General features: G+C 67.7%; 16 protein-coding genes and 2 rRNA genes. 2 read left to right on the top strand and 16 right to left on the bottom strand.

The window, feature by feature from the left end:
* Positions 1–4 precede the first annotated feature (4 nt).
* From AERO9AM_RS07665 to AERO9AM_RS07630, 8 genes are all read right to left on the bottom strand, one after another.
* Positions 5–613 (bottom strand): NUDIX domain-containing protein, encoded by a 609-nt coding sequence (locus AERO9AM_RS07665; RefSeq protein ID WP_201298604.1) that lies wholly within the window; start codon positions 611–613, stop codon positions 5–7.
* A gap of 1 nt (position 614) precedes the next feature.
* Positions 615–2,300, bottom strand: a complete 1,686-nt coding sequence (locus AERO9AM_RS07660; RefSeq protein WP_159577431.1) for a CTP synthase — start codon at positions 2,298–2,300, stop codon at positions 615–617.
* A 26-nt stretch (positions 2,301–2,326) separates the two neighbouring features.
* Positions 2,327–3,265: a carbohydrate kinase family protein gene (locus AERO9AM_RS07655; protein WP_159575603.1), complete on the bottom strand. Its 939-nt coding sequence runs from the start codon at positions 3,263–3,265 to the stop codon at positions 2,327–2,329.
* Complete coding sequence (locus tag AERO9AM_RS07650; protein ID WP_159575602.1) at positions 3,262–4,761, bottom strand: glycoside hydrolase family 32 protein; 1,500 nt, start codon at positions 4,759–4,761, stop codon at positions 3,262–3,264. Before AERO9AM_RS07650 ends, AERO9AM_RS07655 begins: the two co-directional genes overlap by 4 nt.
* Before the next feature lie 71 nt (positions 4,762–4,832).
* A complete protein-coding gene (locus AERO9AM_RS07645; RefSeq protein ID WP_159575601.1) occupies positions 4,833–6,248 on the bottom strand; it encodes a glycoside hydrolase in 1,416 nt (471 codons plus the stop codon).
* Between the two features lie 40 nt (positions 6,249–6,288).
* A complete protein-coding gene (locus AERO9AM_RS07640; protein WP_159575600.1) occupies positions 6,289–7,173 on the bottom strand; it encodes a carbohydrate ABC transporter permease in 885 nt (294 codons plus the stop codon).
* A complete protein-coding gene (locus AERO9AM_RS07635) occupies positions 7,170–8,141 on the bottom strand; it encodes a carbohydrate ABC transporter permease (protein WP_201298603.1) in 972 nt (323 codons plus the stop codon). Before AERO9AM_RS07635 ends, AERO9AM_RS07640 begins: the two co-directional genes overlap by 4 nt.
* Entirely contained in the window at positions 8,141–9,562 is a 1,422-nt protein-coding gene (locus tag AERO9AM_RS07630; RefSeq protein WP_159575599.1) for an ABC transporter substrate-binding protein, read from the bottom strand. Before AERO9AM_RS07630 ends, AERO9AM_RS07635 begins: the two co-directional genes overlap by 1 nt.
* A gap of 175 nt (positions 9,563–9,737) precedes the next feature.
* On the opposite strand from AERO9AM_RS07630, the gene AERO9AM_RS07625 reads away from it, so the two are divergent.
* Positions 9,738–10,757, top strand: coding sequence for a LacI family DNA-binding transcriptional regulator (locus AERO9AM_RS07625; protein WP_159575598.1), 1,020 nt, complete (start codon positions 9,738–9,740; stop codon positions 10,755–10,757).
* Positions 10,758–10,791: 34 nt separating this feature from the next.
* On the opposite strand, the gene recN is transcribed toward AERO9AM_RS07625, so the two are convergent.
* Genes recN through AERO9AM_RS07595 form a run of 6 tightly spaced genes read right to left on the bottom strand, consistent with a single transcriptional unit; the run spans position 10,792 to position 16,098 of the window.
* A complete protein-coding gene (gene recN / locus AERO9AM_RS07620; RefSeq protein ID WP_159575597.1) occupies positions 10,792–12,477 on the bottom strand; it encodes a DNA repair protein RecN in 1,686 nt (561 codons plus the stop codon).
* Positions 12,474–13,397 carry an NAD kinase gene (locus AERO9AM_RS07615; protein WP_159575596.1) on the bottom strand — a complete coding sequence of 308 codons (924 nt, stop codon included), beginning with the start codon at positions 13,395–13,397 and terminating at the stop codon, positions 12,474–12,476. The genes recN and AERO9AM_RS07615 overlap by 4 nt, the downstream gene beginning before the upstream one ends.
* Positions 13,394–14,194, bottom strand: a complete 801-nt coding sequence (locus AERO9AM_RS07610) for a TlyA family RNA methyltransferase (protein ID WP_159575595.1) — start codon at positions 14,192–14,194, stop codon at positions 13,394–13,396. The genes AERO9AM_RS07615 and AERO9AM_RS07610 overlap by 4 nt, the downstream gene beginning before the upstream one ends.
* Positions 14,191–14,355, bottom strand: coding sequence for a hypothetical protein (locus AERO9AM_RS07605; protein ID WP_201298602.1), 165 nt, complete (start codon positions 14,353–14,355; stop codon positions 14,191–14,193). The genes AERO9AM_RS07610 and AERO9AM_RS07605 overlap by 4 nt, the downstream gene beginning before the upstream one ends.
* Before the next feature lie 37 nt (positions 14,356–14,392).
* Positions 14,393–15,424: an HAD-IIA family hydrolase gene (locus tag AERO9AM_RS07600; protein WP_159575594.1), complete on the bottom strand. Its 1,032-nt coding sequence runs from the start codon at positions 15,422–15,424 to the stop codon at positions 14,393–14,395.
* Positions 15,421–16,098 carry a hypothetical protein gene (locus tag AERO9AM_RS07595; protein WP_236602528.1) on the bottom strand — a complete coding sequence of 226 codons (678 nt, stop codon included), beginning with the start codon at positions 16,096–16,098 and terminating at the stop codon, positions 15,421–15,423. Before AERO9AM_RS07595 ends, AERO9AM_RS07600 begins: the two co-directional genes overlap by 4 nt.
* A 51-nt stretch (positions 16,099–16,149) precedes the next feature.
* Here AERO9AM_RS07595 and AERO9AM_RS07590 point away from each other — a divergent pair, with 51 nt between their 5' ends.
* Entirely contained in the window at positions 16,150–16,893 is a 744-nt protein-coding gene (locus tag AERO9AM_RS07590) for a hypothetical protein (RefSeq protein ID WP_236602527.1), read from the top strand.
* 172 nt (positions 16,894–17,065) lie between these two features.
* Here AERO9AM_RS07590 and rrf read toward each other — a convergent pair.
* Both rrf and AERO9AM_RS07580 read right to left on the bottom strand, forming a co-directional pair.
* Positions 17,066–17,182: ribosomal RNA gene (gene rrf / locus AERO9AM_RS07585) — 5S ribosomal RNA — on the bottom strand.
* A 105-nt stretch (positions 17,183–17,287) separates the two neighbouring features.
* Positions 17,288–20,388 (bottom strand): 23S ribosomal RNA (locus AERO9AM_RS07580).
* Positions 20,389–20,415: the final 27 nt, after the last annotated feature.

Raw genomic sequence — 20,415 nt, 5'->3', positions numbered from 1 at the left:
CACGTCAGGCCCCGGCGCTCCGCCGCCCCGACGCGAGGTGGCGCTCCGCGGCGAGGATGCCGACGGCGAGGATGCCGTTGCGCAGCCGCCCGTCCAGCACGGCGTCCGCGGCTTCGGCGAGCGGGACCCAGGCGAGGCGGATGTCCGCCTCCTCCTCGGTGCGCGCGAAGACCTCCTCCGCCGGTGCCAGGCCGGTCGCGAGGTAGATGTGGATGAGCTCGGAGTTGCTGCCCGGCGTGGTGTACGTCGAGACGAGCGGCTCCCAGCCGGACGCGGTGAGGTCCGCCTCCTCCGCGAGCTCCCGCCGCGCCGCCGCCATCGGATCCTCGCCGACGACGTCGAGCAGCCCCGCAGGCAGCTCCCAGTCGCGCTCCCGGATCGGGTGCCGGTACTGCTGGATCAGCAGCACCCGCCCGTCCTCGTCCATCGCGACGACGGCGACCGCGCCGGTGTGATCGATGTACTGCCGCACCATCTCGCCGTCGCCGTAGCGGACGCGATCCTCGCGAACGCTCCACACGGCGCCCCGGTAGACCTCGCGGCTGTCGAGCACCTCGGGCTCGAACGGCTCGTCGGACAGCGCGCCCCCTGACCCCGTCGAAGCGTCCGTCACGTCAGTCCTCGTCGTCGAACAGCTCGCTGGAGCGGTGGCGCTCGATGGCGGCGCCCACGAGACCGCGGAACAGCGGGTGCGGCTCGGTCGGCCGCGAGCGCAGCTCCGGGTGCGCCTGCGTCGCGATGTAGAACGGGTGCACGTCGCGCGGCAGCTCCACGTACTCGACGAGGTCGAGCTCCGGGTTCAGGCCCGAGAACGACAGCCCGGCGTCGGACAGGCGGCCGCGGTAGGCGTTGTTCACCTCGTAGCGGTGACGGTGCCGCTCCGAGGCCTCGGACGCGCCGTACAGCTCCGCCGCGAGCGAGCCCTCGGCGAGCGCTGCCTGGTACAGCCCGAGGCGCATGGTGCCGCCGAGGTCGCCGCCGTCGAGGATCTCCACCTGCTCGGCCATGGTCGCGATGACCGGCTCCGCGGTGTCCGGGTCGAACTCGCTGGAGGACGCGCCCTCGATGCCGGCGACGTTGCGCGCGTACTCGATGACCATGCACTGCAGCCCCAGGCACAGCCCCAGCGCGGGGATGCCCTGCTCGCGCGCGAAGCGGAGTGCGCCGAGCTTGCCCTCGATGCCGCGGATGCCGAAGCCGCCGGGCACGCAGATGCCGTCGACGTCGGCGAGGGCCTTGGCGGCACCCTCGGGCGTCTCGCAGGAGTCGGACGGGATCCAGCGGATCTTCACCGCGACCTCGTGCGCGAAACCGCCGGCCTTGAGCGCCTCGGTGACCGAGAGGTACGCGTCGGGCAGGTCGATGTACTTGCCGACGAGGCCGATCGTGACCTCGTGCTTCGGGTTGTGCACGGCCTGCAGCACCTTCTGCCAGCGCGACCAGTCCACGTCGTCCGCCTTGGTCAGCCCGAGGGCGTCCACGATGTAGTCGTCCAGGCCCTGGTCGTGCAGCATCGTCGGGATGTCGTAGATGCTGGGCACGTCGACCGCGTTCACGACCGCGTCCTCGTCGACGTCGCACATGAGCGCGATCTTGCGCTTGTTGGAGTCGGTGACGGGCCGGTCGCTGCGCAGCACGAGCGCATCCGGCTGGATGCCGATCGAGCGGAGGGCGGCGACGGAGTGCTGGGTCGGCTTGGTCTTCTGCTCGCCGGATGCGCCCATGAACGGCACGAGCGAGACGTGCACGAAGAACACGTTCTTGCGGCCGAGCTCGTGGCGGATCTGGCGCGCCGACTCGATGAACGGCTGCGACTCGATGTCGCCGACGGTGCCGCCGATCTCGGTGATGATGACGTCGGGCTTCGGGGTCTCATCCGCCTGCAGGCGCATGCGGCGCTTGATCTCGTCTGTGATGTGCGGGATGACCTGCACGGTGTCGCCGAGGTACTCCCCGCGGCGCTCCTTGGCGATGACCTGCGAGTAGATCTGCCCGGTCGTGACGTTCGCCGCCTGGCTCAGCTCGATGTCGAGGAAGCGCTCATAGTGGCCGATGTCGAGGTCGGTCTCCGCACCGTCGTCGGTGACGAACACCTCACCGTGCTGGAACGGGTTCATCGTGCCGGGATCCACGTTCAGATAGGGATCCAGCTTCTGCATGACCACGCGCAGTCCGCGGGCGGTGAGCAGGTTGCCGAGGCTGGCGGCCGTCAGACCCTTGCCCAAAGAGGAAACGACACCGCCCGTCACGAAGATGTGCTTGGTGGTGTCGTTGTCTGCCCGCGCGGCTGAAGTCTGCATCACGGGCTTTTATCCTATCAGCCGGATCAGCGGTCGTCACCGCTAGACACGGCGCGCGCCGCGGCGAGGCGCTCCTCCAGTTCGGCCGGCCGCGGCGGATTCGCGCCCGCGCGGGACACCGTGATCGCTCCCGAGGCGAGGGCCGTGTCGAGGGCTGCGAGGACGTTCTCCGGCGGGATCGGCGCCCCCTCGACGAGGAGCCGGTCGGTGCCGTCGCGCAGCAGACCGAACAGCAGACCCGACATGAACGCGTCGCCGGCGCCGATCGTGTCGACGACGTCGACGGGCAGGGCGGGGCGCTCGTACCGCTCGCCGTCGACGAGCGCGACAGCGCCCTGCGCGCCGCGGGTGATCGCCACGAAGCGGGTGCCGCCCGCGGCGAACTCGTCGAGGATCTCGTCCAGGCTCGTTCCGGGCCGCATCCATGCCGCATCCTCGTCGCTGAGCTTGACGACGTGCGCGGCGGCGGCGAGCTCGAACACCCTCTTGCGCGCGGCGTCGGCGGGGCCGATGACGTCGGCGCGGATGTTCGGATCGAACGAGCGCAGCGTCTCCGCAGGAGCGTGGCGATAGGCCGCGAGCAGCGCGCTCGAGCCGGGCTCGCGCAGCGCGCCGATGGATCCGGCGTGCACGAGGGCGAGGTCGTGCAGCTCGGGCACCGCGATCTCGCCGGCCAGCGCGAAGGAGTACTCCGCGCTGCCGTCCTCGGCCAGCGCCGCCGTCGCGGTCCACGACGGCCCGTCGACGAGAGTGTGTGCGCCGATCCCGACGCGGTCCGCCGCGAGATGGGCGCGGATCGTGCTGCCGTACGCGTCGTCGCCGATCCGGGCGTGCAGCACGGGAGGCCGGCCAAGTCGCGCGAGCCCCACGGCCACGTTCATCGGCGAGCCGCCCGCATGGGCCGAGCCACCGACCACGATGTCGACGAGAGCCTCGCCGATCACGGCGATCCGCGATGCGTTCATGCCTGTACCTCCGTCCGGGCAGCGTCCGCGACGGGTGCGACGGTGAGCTGATCCACTCGTACGGTACCGCCGACGGCGTGCAGCGAGAGAGAAGATGACGTGCGTGCGGGGATCCGGTCCGTGAGGACGGCCGTACCGTCCTCGCAGAAGACCTCCACCGAGCCGTCGTCCAGCCACAGTTCGGCGTCCACCACCCCGCCGCCGTCGAGCGGGAGCCGCTCCACGCTGCCGAAGGACGCCGGCAGCTCCCCCTCCGCTCCGCCGCGGCGATCCAGGGTCAGCTCGGCGGCGGTGCAGCGGATCACGGCGACGGGAGCGTCGTCGTCGCCGATGCGCAGCTCCGCGACCGCGCCGTCCTCGAGCCGCATCCGCACGCGCATCCGTCCTGCGCGCGGCGCGTGCAGCTCACGGGGTGCGCCGGGGCGGATCCAGACCGGGCCGGCCTCGAGTTCGTCCACGGCGTCGCCGATGACGGCGATCGGCGTCTGCACGAGCCGGATCCGTCCGCCCCTCCGGGTCAGGGAGAGCCGGCGCGGCAGCGTCATCGCACCGCGCTGCGTTCCGTCCTCCCCTTCCGCCGGCATGTCGCCCGCGTAGTCCCAGTTGCTCATCCATGCGATGAGGATCCGCTGATCGTCGGCGAGCCCGGAGAACGTCACGCCGGCGTAGCAGTCCCGCCCGTAGTCGATCCAGTCGAACGCCTCGAGGTCGGCGCGGCTCTGCCGCTCCGCGGCCGGCGCGGACACGGCCGGCGCCGGATCGTCGGGCGTGAACCGTTCTCCGTCGAAGGACCCGATCACGTACTGCGTGCCGGAACCTCCGGCGATCCCGCCGGGGTTGAGGCTGATCAGGAGCACCCAGCGCACATCGTCCGGGTCGCCGTCCACGGCGAGCGGGAACAGGTCGGGGCACTCCCAGACACCGCCGACCGCGCCGCGCGGACCGTACTCGGAAAGATGCGTCCACGTGATCAGGTCGTCGGAGCGGTACAGCACGACGCGCCGTTCGACCGCCTCGACCGCCACCATGACCCAGTGCTCCCCCGCCTCGCCCCGGTAGCGGAACACCTTCGGGTCCCGGAAGTCCGCAGAAGCGCGGTCCAGCACCGGGTTCCCCGGATACGGGGTCCACGTCAGTCCGCCGTCCGTGCTCGACGCGATGCCCTGCGCCTGCCGTGCCCGCAGCCGCGAGGCGAGCGTGTAGACGGCGATGAGAGGAGCGACTCCGTCCACGCCGAGGCCGCTCGTGTCGTGCTCGTCGTACACGACGGATCCGGAGAAGATCTCGTCCTCGTCGGTGTAGCGCAGGGCCACGGGAAGCTCCTGCCAGTGCGTGAGGTCGGGGCTGGTCGCATGCCCCCAGCTCATGAAGCCGTGCGTCGAGCCCTCGGGGTTGTACTGGTAGAAGAGGTGAAAGCTGCCGTCGTGGAACACGAGCCCGTTCGGGTCGTTCATCCAGTTGCGTGCGGGCCGGAAGTGCATGAGCGGCCTGGTCATGTGCGGGGGCTCCTTCGAAGAGGGGTCGACGACGTCAGCGAGCGCGGCGGGGATCACGAGCGCGGCGGGGATCACGAGCGCGTGCGGATGTCGAGGCTGACGAGCTCGGCCACGCCGCCGTCGACGGCGAATCCGATCCGCTCCCCCGCTCGTCGATAGAGCCGGGTGCTCAGGGCGACGCGCCGGTCGACGACCGCCACGACGATGTCCCGTTCGACGGCGATCTCGACGCGATGCCGGCCCGGCGGCAGCGGGCACGGCCGCTCGAACACGAAGGGGACGTCTCCCGAGATCTGCCACTGCTCATCGCCGGTGAGCGTGCGCGGCCACCGGTCGAACACCACGCGGTCCCGCCGGGGCTCGAGGCGGATCATCCCCGCCTCGCCGCCGTCCGCGGTGGCCCGAAGCAGCACGGCGACCTCCTCGAGATCGGCAGCGATCTCGATCTCCGCCGTCAACAGGAAGGCGTCCGGCAGGTCTGCCGTCCCGACCACCTGCGCGAGCCGATCGGTGGCGTCCAGCCGGAGGGGCGGCTGCGGCACACCCGCGGCGATCGGCTCGGTGAACGACGCGACGAACTCGTCCGGGAACCGGAACGCGAGCGTGCCGTCGGTGCGCTGCTCGGCCTCCAGCACCGACATGGCGCCGGCCCACTGCCATGCTCCGTCGTCGGTGTCGCCCTCTCGTGTGGCGATCCAGCCGACGAAGAACCGCCGCCCCTCCCGCTCCACGGTCTTGGCCGCGTAGAAGGCGCGCGAATCCACGGCGTCGTCCTCCGGCACGATCCACGGCCCCTCGATGGAGCGCGCCATGCGGTAGCGGGTGCAGAACGCGTCCGAGAACTCGGAGTACACGAGGTACCACCAGTCGCCCCATCGGAACACGTCCGGGCACTCGTGCGCGATGTAGCGCCGGGGGTCCCAGAACGGCTCGACGGGCGTCCAGGTGACGAGGTCCGTCGAGGTGAGCTGCGCGACCGTGCCGCGGCGCCGATCCGGTCCCTCCGCGTGCCGCGCCGCGACGAGCATCCGCCAGATGTCGCCGTCCCGGAACACGAACGGGTCCCGCCAGTCACCGGGCTCGAAGCCTTCCGGCGCGCCGAACGTGAGCTCGGGGTGCTTGACCCAGTCGCGCAGGCCGTCGGCGCTGGTGGCGTGCGCCACGAGCTGCAGCGGGCGCCCGTCCGGCCCGAGACGCCCGGGGTTCTGCGCGGTGGAGAACAGATGCGCCGTGCCCTCGTCGTCGACGACGACGGAGCCCGTGTACACGTTGAAGTCCTCCGCGTCCGGCCCTCCGCTGGGCACCGCCAGCCCGCGATCCTCGAAGTGCACGAGATCGCTCGTCGTGACGAGGTGCCAGGGCATGCCGGTGCGCGGCACGACCCGGTCGTCGAACAGGTACCAGAGGTGGAGCACCCCATCCTGTTCGAACGGGATCGCGTCGCCCACCCAGCCGCCCTCGGGCTGGAAGAACAGGGGCTCGGTCATCGGGTGTGATCCTTCGTGATCGCCATGGACGAACCGCGCATCAGCGGGAGGACCCCGCGGTGACGCCCGCGATGAAGTAGCGCTGCGCGAAGATGAACAGCAGCACGCTCGGGATCATCGACAGCACGACGCCGGCCAGCACGACCGAGATCGAGCCCGTGCCCAGGTTCCCCTGCAGCCCGACCAGGCCGAGCGGAAGGGTGAAGGTGCTCTGATCCTGCAGGAAGATCAGCGGCCGGTAGAACTCCGCCCAGAACCCGGAGAAGTTCAGGATCGCGAGCGTCGAGATCGCCGGTGCGGCCATGCGCGCATACACATAGAAGAACACGCCGAACTGCGTCGCGCCGTCGATGCGCGCGGCCTCGCCGAGCTCCCTCGGCATCTGCATGAAGTACTGCCGCATGAGGAACGTGCCGAACGCGCTGCCCAGGGCCGGGATGATCAGGGATCCGAGTCCGTCCTGGAGCCCCAGCGATTTCACGATGAGGAACACCGGGATGATGATCGTCTGCAGCGGCACCATCATGGTCGCCAGGAACGCGCTGAAGATGACGTTCTTGCCGGGGAACGACACCATCGCGAACGCGTACCCGCTCAGGGTGCAGGTGATGGTCTGCCCGACCACGATCAGCAGGGTCACGATCGTGCTGTTCAGGAAGAACTGCCCGATCGGGATCTGGTCGAACACGGCGGCGTAGTTGCTGAAATCCGCGTTGAACGGGATCCACTGCGGCGGGTTGTTGAACGCGTGCGACGGGGACCGCAGTGACGTCGTCACGGTCCACAGCAGAGGGCCGAGGGCGAACACGGCGGCCACGAACAGGGCGACCAGGCCTGCGACCTTGCCGACGGTCCATGACCGTGCACCGGCACGGCGCTGACGGGAGGGCCTGCGACCCGTCACGATCAAAGAGGTCGTGCTCATTGGTAGAACACCAGCTTCCGTGAGGCGAGGAACTGGATCCCGGTGATCGCGAGGATCAGCAGGAGGAGGATGATCGCGATCGCCGACGAGTATCCGAACTGCAGGTTCTGGAACCCGGTCTGGTACATCGAGATGGTCGCGGTGGTGGTGGCCGTGCCCGGTCCGCCCTTCGTCATGATGAACGGCTGGTCGAACAGCTGCATCGCGTTGATGAACGCGATCACCGCGGCGAACAGGATCGTCGGGCTGATCAGCGGGATCTTGATGCGGAACAGCGTGCGCAGGGGGCCTGCGCCGTCGATGGATGACGCCTCGAGCACATCCGTGGGCACCGCCATGAGCGCCGACACGAAGAGCACGAAGGTGAAGCCGACCTGCTGCCAGACCACGATCAGCACGATCGTCACCTGCGCCCCGAACGGGCTGGTCAGCCAGGGCACACCCGACATCCCGAGCAGGCCGAGGTAGTAGTTGATCGCCCCGAACTTCGCGTCGAACAGGTACCCCATGAAGATCGCGACGGCAGCCGTCGATGCGAGCAGCGGGAGGTAGAACGCCGTGCGGAAGAACGTCCGGCCGAACTTGGAAGTCCGCTGGTTGACCAGCACGGCCAGGAACAGACCGAGTGAGAGCTGCAGCGCGACGATCGCGATCGCCATGACGATCGTGACGCCGAACGACTGCAGCACCGGGCCGTCGGTGAAGAAGCGCTGGTAGTTCGCAAGGCCGGCCCAGGTAGGCGGCGAGATGACGTCCCAGTCGAAGAACGACAGCCCGAGCGAAGCCAGGATCGGGATGAACGTGAACACGGTGACGAAGAGCATCGACAGCGCGATCATCGCGTAGCCGAACATCCCCTCCCGCCGGGCCGTCCGCCGCGCACCGGGGCGGCGGACGGGCCGGGGAGGCTTCACCTCGCGCGTCGACACCCGCAGCACTGCATGCGGAGTGGAGGTGGGTGCGGACATCAGCTGGCCTTCGCCACCTTCTCGAGGTCGCTCTGCATGGCGTCGAGCGCCGCCTTGGCGTTGCCGGAGGAGATCGCCTCAGTCGTGCGCTGGTTGAGCGAGGTCGCCAGGGCGTTGTAGTACGACGGGGCCGAGATCGGCACGGAGCCGTCCAGCTGGTCGTAGAAGACCTGCCAGTTCTTCGGTCCGGTGGTCGCGTAGCGCTCGGCTGTCATCAGGGACTTGCGTCCGGAGGTGGTGATGTTTCCCGGGAACATGATGTCGAAGCTCTCCGCCTCGATCATCATCTTGATGACCTCCCAGGCCGCGTCCTTCTTCTTCGAGGACTGGAAGATGGAGTATCCGCCGGTGCCGAACAGCGACTTGTTGCTCTTCCAGGTCGGGAACGTCTGCACGTCGAAGCTGCCGTCCTTCATGCCGGCGTTGTGCAGGCCGCCGGCCCAGAAACCGCCGCCGATCGTCATGCCGATGCGTCCGGACGAGAACAGGCCCTGGAGGGTGGCGCCGCCGCCCACGTCGGGAGAGGGCGAGTAGCCGGCCTTCTGCAGGTCGATCACGTACTGCAGCGCCTCGATCGCGGCGTCGGAGTTCGCCGTCGGCGCTCCCCACTTCCAGCCGCCCTTGCGCCCCTCGATGCTCTTGTCGCCGGCCTCGTATGCCTTGCTCCAGAGCCAGTCACCGCCGCCGTACTTGCCCTCCTCGATGAGGTTGCCGTCGTTGGCGTACAGGAACGAGGTCCAGCTGCCCCAGAGGCGCACCACCCAGTCGAACGGCAGGATGTCGCCGCCGACCTTCGAGATCTTCTCCGCCGTGGAGTGGAAGTCGTCGATGGTCCAGCCGGCGGCCGGTGCCGGAGCGCCGGCCTTCTGCAGCACGTCGTTGTTGAAGAACATGCTGCCGGCGTTGAAGCTGTCGGGCATGTTGTACAGGTGACCGTCCACCATCATGGCCTCGATCAGCGCCGGGTGGATGTCGTTGAAGTAGCTGGACTTCAGCGTGGACATGTCCTTCGTGACGTACTCGTCCAGCGGGACGATGAGCTTCTTGCCCACCATGAGCTGGAGACCCTCGGTCGCGACGCTCACGATGTCGGGTGCCTGGCCGGAGGCGATGAGCGTGAGCACCTTGGCGAGGAAGTCGTTCCAGTCCTTGCCGTTGATCGCGCTGACCTTGATGTCCAGGCCCTTGTCGATCTTCTTGACCTTGGGCTGGAGCGCGTTCTGCAGCGTCGTTGCCGACTTCTGATCGCCGAAGTACAGCATGTTCAGGGTGCCGGTGGTGCTGCCGCCTCCGCCGGAACCGCTGGGCGCGCAGCCGGTGAGGCTCGCCCCCGCCCCGAGCAGGGCCGCGCTGGCGAGGCCGTAGCCTCCGAGACGCAGCAGGTCGCGTCGTCCCATGACGGGTCCGAATTCACGTGCCATCAACTTCTCCTCTCTGAGAGTGAATCGGCCTGCGCATTCTCGCGCAACGGGTGGTGAACCGATTTATCTGACGCTAACACCCTCCAGCACCGCCACGCAAGCCAGGCCGCTAAATTAATTCACCAAACTGAGCGGATCCGCTAGATTGGAAGGATCCGAAGAGAGGGGTCCGACGATGTCGACGGCACCGAGACCGACGCTTGCAGACGTCGCGCGGCTTTCCGGATTGTCCAAGACCGCCGTCAGCCTCATCCTCAACGACCGCCCGTCCCGGCTGTCGGAGGATGCGGCGGAGCGCGTTCGCACCGCAGCCGCGCAGCTCGGGTACAAGCCGAACCCGGCCGCACAGAGCCTGCGCTCAGGCAAGACCCGCACGATCGGCTTCATCTCGGACCAGGTGACGATCACGCGCTTCGCGTCGGCGATGGTGCGGGGCACTCTGCGGGCCGCCAAGGAGCTGGATCACACCGTGCTGATCGCCGAGACCGGCGACGACCCCACGCAGCTCGCGGCCGCGTTCGACGAGCTCATCGATCGCCGCGTCGACGGAGTCATCGTCGGCCTGATGGCCGCGCGCATGGTCGACGTCCCCGCGGCCCCCCGCGGGACCCCTGTCGTGATCGTGAACGGACGCACGCCGGACGATCTGCCCAGCGTGCTTCCCGACGAATACACCGCGGGCCACACCATGGCCTCGGTGCTCCTGGATGCCGGCCACACGCGCGTCGCCTTCATCGGCGACATCCCCCACGTCGCCGGCGACCCGCGCCGGTCCGTCACCATCGCACGGCGCCTCGCCGGCATCCGCGATGCCTTCGCCGAGCGCGGCATCGTCGGCCCGGCCGAGGTCGTCGTCGAGAATTGGACGACACCCATCGGCTTCGCGCACACGCTGCAGATGCTGGATGCGCACCCGGATCTGACCGGCGTCATCGCCGCCACCGACGGCGTCGCGTTCGGTATCTATCAGGCGCTCAACGAGCGCGGTCTGCGCATCCCCGCCGACATCTCCATCGTGTCGTTCGACGACGAGGATCTCGCCTCCCTGGTGCGCCCCGGCCTCACCACGGCACGCCTGCCGTACGAGCAGATGGCGCGCGTCGGCGTGGAGATGCTGCTCGGTGAGCGGGACCTCGCCCACGAGCTGCTGCCGATGCCGCTGATCCGGCGGGACTCCGTGCGCGACCTGCGCTGACGCCTCTCCGCGGCGAGCGGCCGCCAGGAACGGTTCAGTCCTCGCGGAGGGCGAGCAGTTCGCGGGCGTGCTCGAGCGCCGCCCCGGAGTCGGTCAGCCCGGACAGCAGCCGCGCCATCTCCGCCTCGCGGTCCTCGCCGTCCAGCCGGCGCACGCTCGAGGCGGTGACCTGGCCGTCGCTCTGCTTCACGACGCTGAGGTGGTTGTTCGCGAACGCGGCCACCTGGGCGAGGTGGGTGACGGCGATGACCTGCGACGTGCGCGCCAGCCGAGCCAGACGACGGCCGACCTCGATCGCGGCAGCGCCGCCGATACCGGCGTCGACCTCGTCGAACACGAAGGTCGGGACGGGATCCGTGCCGGCGATCACGACCTCGATCGCGAGCATCACGCGGGAGAGCTCGCCTCCGGACGCACTCTTCGCCACCGGACGGGGCTCGGCGCCGGGGTGCGGTGCGAGGAGGATGGCGACGTCGTCGCGTCCGTGCGTGCTCTCGGCACCCTCGGTGACGGCGACGACGAGCCGCGCGTCCGGCATGGCGAGGGCGTGCAGCTCCTCCGTGACGGCCGCGCCGAGCCTGCCGGCCGCCTCGGTGCGCGTCGCCGTGAGCGCCGCGGCCGCCTCGTCCAGGGCGGCGCGCGCGGCATCGCGTTCGACCGTGAGTCGCTCGATGTGTTCGGAGTCGTCGTCGAGCTCGGCGAGGCGGGCGGACCCGGTGTTCCAGAGCTCGATGGCCGCGTCGAGGCTGCCGTGCGCGCGCACCAGCGCCGCGAGGGCCGCACGCCGCTCCTCGACCGCGGCGAGCTCGTGCGGTCCCGACTCGTCGAGGTCGGCGAGGTAGCCGCTCAGCTGCACCGCGATGTCCGTCGCCCGGTAGCCGATCTCGGCGATGCTCTCGGCCATGGCGGCCAGCGCGGGATCACTCGCGCGTTCGAGTGCGCGCCGCGCCTCGGCAGCGAGGGTCGAGACGTCGTTGCCGCCGTCCTCGTCCGAGAGCGCCGAGCGCGCGATCGCCGCCGCCTGGCGCAGCTCCTCCGCGTTCGCGAGGCGTTCGGCGCGCTCGGCGAGCGCCTCGTCCTCGCCCGGCTCCGGATCCGTCGCCTCGATCAGCGCGAGGGCCTCGCGCAGATCCTCGGCCTCCGCCTGGCGGCGCTCCCGGTTCCCCGCTATCTCGTCGAGCTGCGCGGACAGAGCGCGCCAGCGCTCCCATGCCCGCTCGTATTCACTCTTCACGACGGCGATGGCGGATCCGCCAAAGCGATCCAGCGCATCGCGCTGCGCGGCGGCGGACCGCAGCCGCAGCTGCTCGGACTGCCCATGCACGACCACGAGGTCGTCGGCGAGGTCCGCCAGCACGCCCGCCGGCGCAGCGCGGCCTCCGACGCTTGCGCGGCTGCGCCCCTCCGCGGTGAGCGTGCGGGAGATGTAGAGCTCACCGCGGGCGTCGTCGTAGGGCTCGAGCTCGCCGCCGGCGTCGGCGACCGTGTCGGCCACGGAGCCGCTGCTCGGCACGATCCACACGCCGTCGACCGAGGCCTGCGCGGCGCCGGCGCGCACCGCTCCGGAATCGGCGCGGGCGCCGAGCAACAGCCCGAGGCCCGTGACGACCATGGTCTTGCCCGCGCCGGTCTCCCCCGTGATGGCGGTGAACCCCGGTCCGATCGGCAGCACGGCCTCGGCGATGACGCCGAGATCCCGCAGGCGCATCTCCTCGATCATGCCTCGGCTCCTCGCCACCCCGAGACCGGGAGGTGGAATTTGCGTACGAGCCGATCCGTGAAGACGCTCGGATGCAGACGCGCGAGGCGCACGGGGCGCGAGGAGCGGCGCACGACCACCCGGGCTCCCCGCGGCAACTCGTGGGAGCGCCGTCCGTCGCACCACAGGATCGCGTTCCCGTCGTTGCGGTCCAGCAGCTCGATCGCCACCGGTGCGCCCGGTGCGACGACGAGCGGACGGGCGAACAGTGCGTGCGCGGACAGCGGCACCACCGCGATGGCCTCGACGCCAGGCCAGATGACGGGTCCTCCGGCGGAGAAGTTGTAGGCGGTCGCACCGGTCGGCGTGGACACGACCATGCCGTCGCAGCCGAAGCTGGTGAGGGGGCGACCGTCGATCTCGACCATCACCTCGATCATGCGCTCGCGACTGGCCTTCTCCACAGTCACCTCGTTCAGGGCCCAGGTGCTGTACACGACGGCTCCGGCGGCGTCCTTCACCCGCACCGCGAGCGCCATCCGCTCCTCGACGGAGTAGTCGCGATCGATGACGCGAGCGACGGCGGCGTCCATGTCGTCGCGCTCGATCTCGGCCAGGAAGCCGACGTGCCCCATGTTGATGCCGAGGATGGGCGCGGTGCCCTCGCGGACGAGCTCCGCAGCGCGCAGGATGGTGCCGTCGCCTCCGAGCACGATGGCCAGTTCGATGTCGTCGACGGAGACCCCGTCGTCGTGCGAGCGATCCGCCAGCACGTCGACGTCGGCGAAGAGCGAATCGGCCGCAGCGAGCTCGGCGCGGTCCTCGGCCGCCATGACCGGGGTCGCTCCCGCGGTGCGCAGGGCGGTGACGACGCGGTGAGCCGCGTGCACGGTGTCGTTGCGGCGCGCATGTGCGACGACGAGGATCCTGCGCTCGTTCATCGGCCTCCTGCCATCTGGTCGATCGTGCTCAACCATTCTGTCGGATTGCTCCCCCGCCCGCGGGCGAGGTGCACAAGGTACTCCGCGTTGCCGTGGGTGCCGAGGATCGGCGACGGCACAAGCCCGAGCACGCCGAAGCCCTGATCCCACGCGACCCACAGCACGCGTGCGACCGCGTCGGCGCGGATCGTCGGGTTGGTGACGAGGCCGCCGCGCACGGCGGTCCGTCCGACTTCGAACTGCGGCTTGATCAGCAGAACGACGTCGGCGTCCTCTGCGACGGTGGCGGCGATGGCCGGCAGCACGAGGCTGAGCGAGATGAAGGAGAGATCGCCCACCGCCAGACCCGGTCGCTGCTGCTCCCCCGTGGCGTCGGCCAGGAACCGCGCATCCATGTGCCTGACGTTGAAGCCCTCCACGACCACGACGCCGGGATCCGCGCGGACGGATGCGGCGAGCTGATCGTGCCCGACATCGACGGCGAGCACCCGCCGCGCTCCCCGCTCCCGCAGGACCTGGGTGAACCCGCCGGTGGACGCCCCCATGTCGAGCGCGATCACCCCGTCGACGGTGATGTCGAACGCGTCCAGGGCGGCGATGAGCTTGTGCGCTCCCCTGCTGACGTAGTGGTCGGCGCCCGCCACGTCGAGCACGTCATCCTCGTCCACCTTGGTCGAGGCCTTCACCACGGGCCTGCCGTTGACCGTCACCAGCCCGCCGTCGATGAGCGCGGCTGCGTGGGTGCGCGACCGGGCGAGGCCGCGTTCCGCGAGGGCAGCGTCGAGACGGGACGTCATCCGCGGTCTGCGGCGGGTCTCGGGGCGCTCTCCAGGCGCCGGGCGAGATCGTCGTGCAGCGCCTGATAGGCGGCGGCGCGGGACTCCAGGGGCTGTCCTTCGATGAGGCGCAACCGGCTCCAGAGCCCGTCGGCCGGGTCCGGTTCGGTGTTCTCGCTCACCCCTCCAGCCTACGGGCGATCCCGCGGATCCGGCGGATTACGGGCGGTGGAACGGATCCGCGTACAGCCGCTCGGGCACGCGGAAACCGAAGATCTGCCGCCCTGTGCGCCAGATCGCCTCCGCTCCGGCGCGCACGAGATCGATCGGCCGATCGCCCTCGCGGAGGATCGTGACGTCCACGCCGTCCACGCGCACGACGGCGTCGCGGACGGTCACCGTGTCGCCGGACACCTTCGGCTGCGGATACGGCTCGTGCAGCTCGCGCAGGTCTCCGAGGATGTAGGTCGGCCGCTGCCCCTCGGCTGCCGCGAGCACGTGCTTCGGACGGTCGATCCCGGTCAGGACGAGCGCCGATTCGATGCCTGCTCGCGACGCCCCGGCGATGTCGGTGTCGAGTCGGTCGCCGATGAAGAGAGGATGCTTCGCGTCGAACCGCGCGACCGCCTCCTCGAAGATCGGCGTCTCGGGCTTGCCGGCGACCGTCGCGAGGCGGCCGATCGCCGTATGCACGGCGGACACGAGCGTGCCGTTACCGGGAGCGACGCCGCGGGACTGCGGAATCGTCCAGTCGGTGTTGGTCGCGATCCAGGGGATGCCGCCCTCGTCCTCGGGCACCTTCAGGGCGAACGCCGCCTCCGCCAGGTCGGACCAGCCGACTTCGGGCGCGAACCCTTGCACCACGGCGGCGGGGGAATCGTCGGCGCTGCGCGTCACTTCGAAGCCGGCCTTGCGCACCTCGTGCACGAGGCCTTCGCCGCCGACGACGAGGATCGTGGATCCCGCCGGGATGAGGCCGCTGACGAGACGCATCGCCGCCTGCGGGCTGGTGACCACCTCGTCCGGCGCGACCGTGAGGCCGAGCTCGCCGAGGTGCGCGGCCACGGAGGCGTCCGTCCGCGACGCGTTGTTCGTGATGTAGCCGAGACGACGCGTCGCCTCGACCTTCTTCAGGCTCTCGATGGCGTGCGGGATCGCCCCGGCGCCGGCGTATACGACTCCGTCGAGGTCGGCGAGGACGACATCGACGCCGGACAGGGGCGTACGGCGGTCGCGGGAGAACAGGCTCACTCGGCCTGCTCCTCATCCTCCGGCTGCTCGGACGCCTCCGGCCGCTCGGACGGAGAAGCCACGGCGTCCACGTCGGCCGCGGCTTCGTCCTCACCGGGGAGATCCTCGTAGGCGTCCTCGATGATGACCTCGTCATCGTCGCCGTGTCCCAGCGCCGCAGACGCGACCTCGGCGCGTTCGTGCCAGAAGGCCGCCTCGTCGGCGCGACCGAGGTCCTCGAGCACCGCCGCGCGCGCGTCGAAGAGCGCCGGGCTCCACTCGAAGGCGAGATCGGGGTTGAGCTCGGGGATCTCGAGTTCGCCGAGCGCCAGCTCGAGTTCGCCGCGGTCGAGACGCGCGCCGGACATCGCGATCGCCAGGGCCACCCGGGTCGCAGTCGGCAGAGCGGCGCGGTCGACCGACCGTCCCTCCTCGAGGGCGCGGTCGGGGCGTCCCATCCCCCGCTCGCTGTCGACGATCAGCGCGATCTGGTCGTCCCGGCCCGAGATGCGGCGGTACGTACGCAGCTCGCGCAGCGCCAGCGCGAAATCGCCCATCGCATATGCGGTGATCGCGACCGACTCGCGGACCACGGCCACACGGCCGGCACGGCGAGAGGCGGCCAGCGCGTGCAGGTGGGCACGCTCCGGATCCTCGTCGATGAGCTGCGCCGCCATGGCGAGGTGGCGGGCCACCTGCTCGGCGTTCTCCTTGCTCAGGGTCTTCAGCTCGTTGCGCGCGGACGGGTGCAGATCACGGGCCGTGATCTCATCCGGAAGCTCCGGGTCACGGGGGCGATCGCTCGCCCGAATGTCCCGACGGGGACGGTCGTCCTTGGGCCGGAACGGGCGATCACCGTCGCGGCGCGGACGGTCATCCCGCGGGCGGTAGGGACGATCGCCATCGCGACGCGGGCGATCGTCGTTGCTGCGGAGCGGGCGGTCACCATCGCGACGCGGGCGGTCGCCCTCACGACGGGGACGGTCATCGTTGCCGCGGAAGGGGCGGTCGCCATCGCGACGCGGACGGTCCCCCTCACGACGGGGACGGTCGCCCTCACGACGGGGACGGTCGCCCTCACGACGGGGACGGTCATCGTTCCCCCGGAACGGACGGTCACCCTCACGACGCGGACGCTCATCGCTGCTGCGGAAGGGGCGGTCCCCATCGCGACGGGGACGGTCACCTTCCCGGCGAGGCCGCTCGTCGTTGCTGCGGTAGGGGCGATCGCCATCGCGACGTGGACGATCGTCACCACTGCGGAACGGGCGGTCATTGCCGCCGCCGAACGCACGGTCGCCCTCACGTCGAGGGCGCGTGTCACCATCTCGGCGCGAACGGTCATCGCGCGAGGCCTCACGGCGGAACGGACGCCCGGAACGGTCGCCATCGACATAGCGACGAGGACGCCCCGCGCCGTCATCCTTGCGGTCGCGCGAGGGCTTGCCGTCATCGGCCATGTCGTGACTCCTTTCGTTCGAGCATGTTAACGCAGAAAGGCCACCCTGCGTTGGGTGGCCTTTCTGTTAAAGGAAGTCCGGCGGTGTCCTACTCTCCCACAGGGTCCCCCCTGCAGTACCATCGGCGCTGTGAGGCTTAGCTTCCGGGTTCGGAATGTGCAGAAAGGCCACCCTGCGTTGGGTGGCCTTTCTGTTAAAGGAAGTCCGGCGGTGTCCTACTCTCCCACAGGGTCCCCCCTGCAGTACCATCGGCGCTGTGAGGCTTAGCTTCCGGGTTCGGAATGTGACCGGGCGTTTCCCTCACGCTATGGCCGCCGAAACACTATTGACGTGTCTCAAACAAACCCACGTGCGTGGTGTTGTTGTTTGGTTTTCGACCGTACGTCGAGAACCACAAAGTGGACGCAAGCACCAAGAACGGTGTGTTATCAAGTCATCGGCTTATTAGTACCAGTCAGCTGCACACGTTGCCGTGCTTCCACATCTGGCCTATCAACCCAGTAGTCTGGCTGGGAGCCTCTCGCCCCGAAGGGCATGGAAGTCTCATCTTGAGGCCGGCTTCCCGCTTAGATGCTTTCAGCGGTTATCCATCCCGAACGTAGCTAACCAGCGGTGCTCCTGGCGGAACAACTGGCACACCAGAGGTTCGTCCAACCCGGTCCTCTCGTACTAGGGTCAGATCCTCTCAAACTTCCTACGCGCGCAGCGGATAGGGACCGAACTGTCTCACGACGTTCTAAACCCAGCTCGCGTACCGCTTTAATGGGCGAACAGCCCAACCCTTGGGACCTACTCCAGCCCCAGGATGCGACGAGCCGACATCGAGGTGCCAAACCATGCCGTCGATATGGACTCTTGGGCAAGATCAGCCTGTTATCCCCGAGGTACCTTTTATCCGTTGAGCGACAGCGCTTCCACAAGCCACTGCCGGATCACTAGTCCCGACTTTCGTCCCTGCTCGACCTGTCAGTCTCACAGTCAAGCTCCCTTGTGCACTTACACTCGACACCTGATTGCCAACCAGGTTGAGGGAACCTTTGGGCGCCTCCGTTACTTTTTGGGAGGCAACCGCCCCAGTTAAACTACCCACCAGGCACTGTCCCTGAACCGGATCACGGTTCGAAGTTAGATATCCAGAGTGACCAGAGTGGTATTTCAACAATGACTCCACATGAACTGGCGTCCATGCTTCACAGTCTCCCACCTATCCTACACAAGCCACACCGAACACCAATACCAAGCTGTAGTAAAGGTCACGGGGTCTTTCCGTCCTGCTGCGCGTAACGAGCATCTTTACTCGTAATGCAATTTCGCCGAGTTCGCGGTTGAGACAGTTGGGAAGTCGTTACGCCATTCGTGCAGGTCGGAACTTACCCGACAAGGAATTTCGCTACCTTAGGATGGTTATAGTTACCACCGCCGTTTACTGGGGCTTAAATTCTGAGCTTCGCCGAAGCTAACCCGTCCTCTTAACCTTCCAGCACCGGGCAGGCGTCAGTCCGTATACATCGTCTTGCGACTTGGCACGGACCTGTGTTTTTAGTAAACAGTCGCTACCCACTAGTCTCTGCGGCCACCACACCCTTTCCGGAGCAAGTCCGTATAAGCGGGTGGCCCCCCTTCTCCCGAAGTTACGGGGGCATTTTGCCGAGTTCCTTAACCACGATTCTCTCGATCTCCTTGGTATTCTCTACCTGACCACCTGAGTCGGTTTGGGGTACGGGCGGCTAGAACCTCGCGTCGATGCTTTTCTCGGCAGCATAGGATCACCCACTTTTCATCCGCATCGTGTCTCAGCCTTGATGAGAGACGGATTTGCCTATCTCTCGGCCTACGCACTTGCACCAGGACAACCATCGCCTGGCTTGGGCTACCTTCCTGCGTCACACCTGTTAATACGCTCACTCCACCAGATGGGGTCGCATGCCGCCACACGATCGTCCCCGAAGGGATCCCCGTGTCTTGGGATGCTTAGCACTCCTGATTTCATGTGGGCGGTTCTTCGCCGGTACGGGAATATCAACCCGTTGTCCATCGACTACGCCTGTCGGCCTCGCCTTAGGTCCCGACTTACCCAGGGAAGATTAGCTTGACCCTGGAACCCTTGGTCTTCCGGAGGACGTGTTTCTCACACGTCTTTCGCTACTCATGCCTGCATTCTCACTCGTGTAGCGTCCACGGCTGGATCACTCCGCCGCTTCACTCGCCACACGACGCTCTCCTACCCATCAACACGGCTGGACCACGAAGGCCTACCATTAATGTCAATGCCACAACTTCGGTGGCGTGCTTGAGCCCCGTTACATTGTCGGCGCGGAATCACTTGACCAGTGAGCTATTACGCACTCTTTCAAGGGTGGCTGCTTCTAAGCCAACCTCCTGGTTGTCACAGCAACTCCACATCCTTTCCCACTTAGCACGCGCTTAGGGACCTTAGTTGGTGGTCTGGGTTGTTTCCCTCTCGACTATGAAGCTTATCCCCCACAGTCTCACTGCTGCGCTCTCACTTACCGGCATTCGGAGTTTGGCTGACGTCAGTAACCTTGTAGGGCCCATCGGCCATCCAGTAGCTCTACCTCCGGCAAGAAACACGCAACGCTGCACCTAAATGCATTTCGGAGAGAACCAGCTATCACGAAGTTTGATTGGCCTTTCACCCCTATCCACAGCTCATCCCCTCAGTTTTCAACCTAAGTGGGTTCGGCCCTCCACGACGTCTTACCGTCGCTTCAGCCTGGCCATGGATAGATCACTTCGCTTCGGGTCTAGGACACGCGACTGAATCGCCCTATTCAGACTCGCTTTCGCTACGGCTACCCCACACGGGTTAACCTCGCCACGTATCACTAACTCGCAGGCTCATTCTTCAAAAGGCACGCTGTCACCCCTGCTAAGGAGGCTCCAACGGTTTGTAAGCAAACGGTTTCAGGTACTATTTCACTCCCCTCCCGGGGTACTTTTCACCTTTCCCTCACGGTACTTGTCCGCTATCGGTCATCTGGGAGTATTTAGGCTTATCAGGTGGTCCTGACAGATTCACACGGGATTTCTCGGGCCCCGTGCTACTTGGGATACTCTCCACGCCAAGACCTGGCATTTCGGCTACGGGGTTGGCACCCTCTATGACCCGCCTTTCAATGCGGTTCGCCTATACCAGCTTGTCACGCTCGTCACTCGGCAGAATGACACGGAAAGTCCCACAACCCCGGGCATGCAACGCCTGCCGGCTATCACACACACCCGGTTTAGCCTCATCCGCTTTCGCTCGCCACTACTCACGGAATCACATGTTGTTTTCTCTTCCTGTGGGTACTGAGATGTTTCACTTCCCCACGTTCCCTCTACCCGCCCTATATATTCAGGCGGGAGTCACTAGGTCGGCACGCCGCCCAGCGGGGTTTCCCCATTCGGACACCCTCGGATCAAAACTCGCTTATCAGTTCCCCGAGGCTTATCGCAGATTGCTACGTCCTTCTTCGGCTCCAGATGCCAAGGCATCCACCGTTTGCTCTTAAAGACTTGAAATCACATGAGCCGACCCCGACAGGAAAA

The sequence above is a fragment of the Microbacterium sp. 8M genome, assembly GCF_902506375.1.
GTDB lineage: Bacteria > Actinomycetota > Actinomycetes > Actinomycetales > Microbacteriaceae > Microbacterium.
This window is presented reverse-complemented; position numbering and strand designations above follow the sequence as displayed.